Annotated in this window: 4 protein-coding genes; all 4 read right to left on the bottom strand. The window is 65.5% G+C overall.

The features are described 5' to 3' along the window. Positions 1-47: 47 nt before the first annotated feature. Complete coding sequence (locus BLX41_RS31385; protein WP_123728006.1) at positions 48-1448, bottom strand: aminoacyl-tRNA deacylase and HDOD domain-containing protein; 1401 nt, start codon at positions 1446-1448, stop codon at positions 48-50. Between the two features lie 79 nt (positions 1449-1527). Beyond that, positions 1528-3603 carry an ATP-dependent DNA helicase RecG gene (gene recG, locus BLX41_RS31380; RefSeq protein ID WP_123728005.1) on the bottom strand — a complete coding sequence of 692 codons (2076 nt, stop codon included), beginning with the start codon at positions 3601-3603 and terminating at the stop codon, positions 1528-1530. Positions 3604-3612: 9 nt separating this feature from the next. After that, positions 3613-4533 carry a hydrogen peroxide-inducible genes activator gene (locus BLX41_RS31375; protein ID WP_102881293.1) on the bottom strand — a complete coding sequence of 307 codons (921 nt, stop codon included), beginning with the start codon at positions 4531-4533 and terminating at the stop codon, positions 3613-3615. Positions 4534-4680: 147 nt separating this feature from the next. Next, positions 4681-5089, bottom strand: a 409-nt coding sequence (locus tag BLX41_RS31370) for a TonB family protein (RefSeq protein WP_148059796.1), incomplete at its 5' end; no start/stop codon positions are given.

The following is a 5089-nucleotide window of genomic DNA, read 5'->3' as shown; positions in this document are numbered from 1 at the left end:
CGGCTCCTACACGCGCCCTGTAGGAGCCGGCTCGCCGGCGAATGGGGTCAGGCCTGGCTGAACTGCGAAGCCAGTTCCCGCAGCAGCACTTCCGCTTCCAGCACCTTGCTCACCACGTCTTCAGCCTTGTCGCGGCTCAGGCCCAGGCGCTCGAACAGGGCGTCGGGAATTTCCTCGTGGGGGCCGGAGCCGATGCCACGGCTGCGCAGCAGGCGCACGGCCAGGCACACCAGATTCGGGTACTCGGCGTAGGCGCCGTCGTAGCTCGGGTCGTGCTGGAAGCGCAGGGCGGTGGACAGCTCGTCCGGCATGTCCCAGTAACGCATCAGCCAGGAACCGATCTGTTCGCGGCTGATCCCCAGCAGGTGCTGCTCGACATAGCTGTGGCACAGGTGCGGGTTGACCTCCAGGTGCCGGCAGATCAGCGAGAAGTGCGGCGGAAACACGTGGGCCAGCAGCAGGTAGCCGAAGTTGTGCAGCAGGCCGGCGAGGTAGGTCAGGCCGGCTTCCGGGCGCTGGGCCCGGGGCATGGCGCGGGTCAGGCCTTCGATCACCGCTGCGGTGTAGATCGATTGCTGCCAGTAGGGCGTGGCGTGCTGCGGCTGGTCCTTGGGCAGGCTCAGGGTCTTGCCCAGGGCCAGGCCCAGGGCGAGGTTGATCACCAGGTCGAAGCCCAGCACGCGAACGATGGCGTCCTCCACCGAGCGGATCTTGCCCGGCGACGCGTAGTAAGGCGACGCGGCCCAGCTGACCACTTGCGCGGCCAGGGCCGGGTCGGTCTCCACCACGCCGGTGATGTCGTCGATGGTGGCGTTGGGGTCGACCCGCAGCTTGATGATTTTCTGCGCGGTTTCCGCCAGTGGCGGGATCTCGATGGTGGCTTCCAGGCGTTGCTGGATGCGCCGCGCAGTGAACGCCTGCATGGCCTGGGTGATTTCCTCGCGGTCATCATCCGGACGATCGAGGTTGGGGCGGATGCTGCTCAGGGGTTCGCCGAAATGACCGGCGCTGGCCTTGCTGAGCATGCTCTTGAAGGCTTCGCTGGTGATTTCCAGAAGCACGCCCGGCTCGCCCGAATAGATCAGCAGGCTGGGTTCGCGCAGCAGGCTTTCTTCGTACAGGCAGGGGGAGCTGGTGAGCGCTGGCAGGCCGGGCAGCAGGCTCAGGCTGTGTTTGCCGAGCATGCGCTCCAGGCGTTCGGTGGACACCGCGGTGAGACGGCGGCCGGTGAGTTCGGTGAGGCGGTTGAGGTCCAGTAGCTGGCTCTGCGGAAACAGCACCATCAGCGCGCCGACGGCGTCGTCCAGGAGCACGGCCTGGACCTTGCGCGCAGCCGGCAGGCCCGGCTGGTCGAGCACTTCGTTGTAGCTGATGGCCAGCTTGCCGAGCAGCAACCGGATAACAGACGGAGCGTGTGGGGTTGCAGTGGCGAGGGCAACTTCTGTCATGGTCTGGTATCCGTTTTTCTACAATTTGACGAGTATAACCAGCTTGGTTATGCCGATGGTCCATTAACTGAGCGTTGGTTCACACTTGGCCGTATTGCTGGCCGTGGCGCAGCCAGCGTTCCAGCAGCGGGCTCACATGGTCCGGCCAACGCTCCAGCAAGGCCTGCGCGGCGTCACGCACGGCCGGTAGCAGGTCGGCGTCACGCATCAGGTCGGCGACCTTGAATTGCAGCAGGCCGGTCTGGCGGGTGCCGAGCATTTCCCCTGGGCCGCGCAGTTCCAGGTCCTTTTCGGCGATGACGAAACCGTCGTTGGTCTCGCGCATGATGCCCAGACGCTGACGACCGATTTGTGAAAGCGGCGGATGGTAGAGCAGCACGCAGTGACTGGCGGCGCTGCCACGCCCGACCCGACCGCGCAGCTGGTGCAGTTGCGCCAGGCCCAGGCGTTCCGGGTTCTCGATGATCATCAGGCTGGCATTGGGCACATCGACCCCAACCTCGATCACCGTGGTGGCCACCAGCAGTTGCAGGTCGCCTGCCTTGAATTCGGCCATGACTGCGGCTTTCTCCGCCGGTTTCATGCGGCCGTGGATCAGCCCCACGCGCAGTTCGCCCAGGGCGCTGGAGAGGTCTTCGAAGGTGGTTTCGGCCGCCTGGCAGGTGAGCTCTTCAGACTCTTCGATCAGGGTGCAGACCCAATAGGCCTGGCGCCCTTCGGCGCAGGCCGCACGCACCCGCTCGATGACTTCGATGCGCCGGCTGTCGGTCACCAGCACGGTGTTTACCGGGGTCCGGCCCGGCGGCAGTTCGTCGAGGATCGAGGTGTCCAGGTCGGCGTAGGCGCTCATCGCCAGGGTCCGCGGAATCGGTGTGGCGGTCATGATCAGCTGGTGCGGACAGAGGCGGCCGCCCACGCCTTTCTGGCGCAGGGCCAGACGCTGCTGGACGCCGAAGCGGTGCTGTTCGTCGATGATCACCAGGGCCAGGTTCTTGAACTGCACTTCGTCCTGGAACAGGGCGTGGGTGCCCACCACCATCGGCGCGCCACCGGCAATCTGTTCCAGGGCCGCTGCGCGGTTCTTGCCCTTGAGCTTGCCCGCCAGCCAGGCGACTTCCAGGCCCAGGGGTTCGAGCCAGCGCTTGAAGGTGATGAAGTGCTGCTCGGCGAGGATCTCCGTGGGCGCCATCAGCGCCACCTGATAACCGGCTTCCAGGGCCTGCAGGGCGGCGAGGGCGGCGACCACGGTCTTGCCCGCCCCTACGTCGCCCTGGATCAGGCGCAGCATGGGCTCCGGCTGGCTCAGGTCGTAGGCGATTTCGTTGCCGACTCGCTGTTGCGCGCCGGTGGGAGCGAAGCCGAGGTTCTTCAGGTACTTGGCCGGCAGTTTCTTGGCCAATGGCAGCACCGGGGCGCGCTGGGAGCGCAGGCTGTCGCGCAGGCGTTGTTGGGACAACTGGTGGGTCAGCAGTTCCTCGAACGCCAGGCGATGCTGGGCCCAGTGGTGACCCAGGGCCAGTTCGTCGACATCGGCGTCTGCAGGCGGGTGATGCAGGTAGCGGATCGCATCGTCCAGGGGCGCCAGTTGATAGTCGCGGGCCAGTTCATGGGGCAGCCAGTCGGGTAGGCTGCGGGGCCCAAGCAGGGCCAGGCTCTGCTGGCAGAGCATGCGCAGGCGCTGTTGGGTCAGGCCTTCGGTCAGGGGGTAGATCGGCGTCAGGGTCTGATCCACTGGCGGCGGCTCGTCACCACTGATGGCGCGGTATTCGGGATGGTAGATCTCCAGGCCCGAGGCACCGGGTCGGGCTTCGCCGTAGCAGCGCACCCGGGTGCCGCGCTTGAGGCCGTCTTTCTGTGCATTGCTGAAATGGTAGAAGCGCAGGCTCAGGCCGCCGGTGCCGTCTTGCAGGCGTACCAGCAGGCTGCGGCGCTTGCCCATGACCACATCGGCGCCGCTGACGGTACCTTCGATCACCGCATCCTGGCCGGGGCGCAGGGCGCCGATCGGCACCACGCGGGTGCGGTCCTGATAGCGCAGGGGCAGGTGGAACAGCACGTCCTGAAGGTTCTCCAGGCCGACCTTGGCCAGCTTCTCGGCCATGGCTTCGCCGACGCCCTTGAGTGCCGTGACCGGCACTTTCGACAGCTCAGTCATTGCGATTGCTTAGCTCGCGGCGGGCGGCTTGGCCACCGAGCACAGGCGGATCGAGTCGGCGAGGATCTCGATGGCCTTGGGCCGCGGGAAGCTGGCACGCCAGGCGATGGCCACGGTGCGGAATGGCACCGGCGGAGTCAGTGGGCGGACTTCAATCACTCCGGGAGCGTAGTGATGGCTGTCCACTGCCGACAGCGGCAGGATCGAGATGCCCAGGCCGGAAGCGACCATGTGGCGGATGGTTTCCAGGGAGCTGGACTCCACCGTGGTGTGCTTGGCGCCGTCGTTGCCCTTGGTCAGGGTCGGGCAGGCTTCCAGTACCTGGTCGCGGAAGCAGTGGCCTTCGCCCAGCAGCAACAGACTCTTGTCGTTGAGCAGGCTGGCGTCGATGGTTTCCTTCTTGGTCCAGGAATGGCCGCTGGGCATCAGCACATAGAAGGGTTCGTCGTACAGCGGCAGCGTCAGGACGTCGGCCTCGTTGAACGGCAGGGCGATGATGATGGCGTCCAGCTCGCCGTTGCGCAGTTTGTCGCGCAGGACGTGGGTGAAGTTTTCTTCGATATACAGCGGCATCTGCGGAGCGACCCGGTGCAGCTGTGGAATCAGGTGGGGAAACAGGTAGGGACCGACGGTGTAGATGGCGCCCACCTTCAGCGGTGCGGTCAGCTGGTTCTTGCCGGCCTGGGCCAGTTCGCGGATGCCTTGGGCCTGTTCCAGGACCTTCTGTGCCTGGGCAACGATGGTTTCGCCTACTGGCGTCAGGCGCACCGCGCTCTTGCTGCGCTCGAAAATCAGCACACCGAGTTCGTCTTCAAGCTTCTTCACGCCTACCGAAAGGGTCGGCTGGCTGACATGGCAACGCTCGGCGGCGTGGCCGAAGTGTTGCTCTTGGGCGAGGGTAACGATGTAGCGCAATTCTGTGAGAGTCATAGCGGGCGTCCATGAGGTTGCGGCCAAGCATAACGGCTGCAATCGATAGACGCACGTTATCAGACAGAGGGTGGAGTGCGACACCCGCCAATGTCTGCTGCAGGCTGCACAAACGACAAGGGCACCCTGAGGTGCCCTTGCGTTGTATCAGCGGCGGCCGCGGCTTCTGTCGATCTCGTAGTTGTACGAGGCGGTGATTTCCACGCTGCCGTTGGTGAGCATGTCGGCCGGTGGCTTGGGCAGTGGCTGGGCGCGCCGGATCATGTCCAGGGTGGCCCGGTCCAGATCAGCGTTGCCCGAGCGTCCCACCAGTTCGTAGGACAGCACCTTGCCTTCGGCATCCACCACGAAGCGCAAGGAGTTGGTACCTTCCTTGCCGCGACGCTGGGCTTCGCCCGGGTAGCGCTTGTATTTCGCCAGGTGGGCTTGCAGCTCACCCTGCCAGTTGGCTTTGGCGGCTGCCTGGGCCGGTGACGGGCCTGGAGTCGCTGGAGCGGGCTGCTTGGATGGCGACGGGGTTACCGGAGCGTCGCTGGGCTTTTCCTCGGAAGGTTTT

It is taken from the genome of Pseudomonas protegens (assembly GCF_003732485.1).
GTDB lineage: Bacteria > Pseudomonadota > Gammaproteobacteria > Pseudomonadales > Pseudomonadaceae > Aquipseudomonas > Aquipseudomonas protegens_B.
This window is presented reverse-complemented; position numbering and strand designations above follow the sequence as displayed.

What these genes read in the sequence shown, in the direction of transcription:
- BLX41_RS31385 (WP_123728006.1), bottom strand. Translation starts at nt 1,448, where the DNA reads ATGACAGAAGTTGCCCTCGCCACTGCAACCCCACACGCTCCGTCTGTT.
- recG (WP_123728005.1), bottom strand. Translation starts at nt 3,603, where the DNA reads ATGACTGAGCTGTCGAAAGTGCCGGTCACGGCACTCAAGGGCGTCGGC.
- BLX41_RS31375 (WP_102881293.1), bottom strand. Translation starts at nt 4,533, where the DNA reads ATGACTCTCACAGAATTGCGCTACATCGTTACCCTCGCCCAAGAGCAA.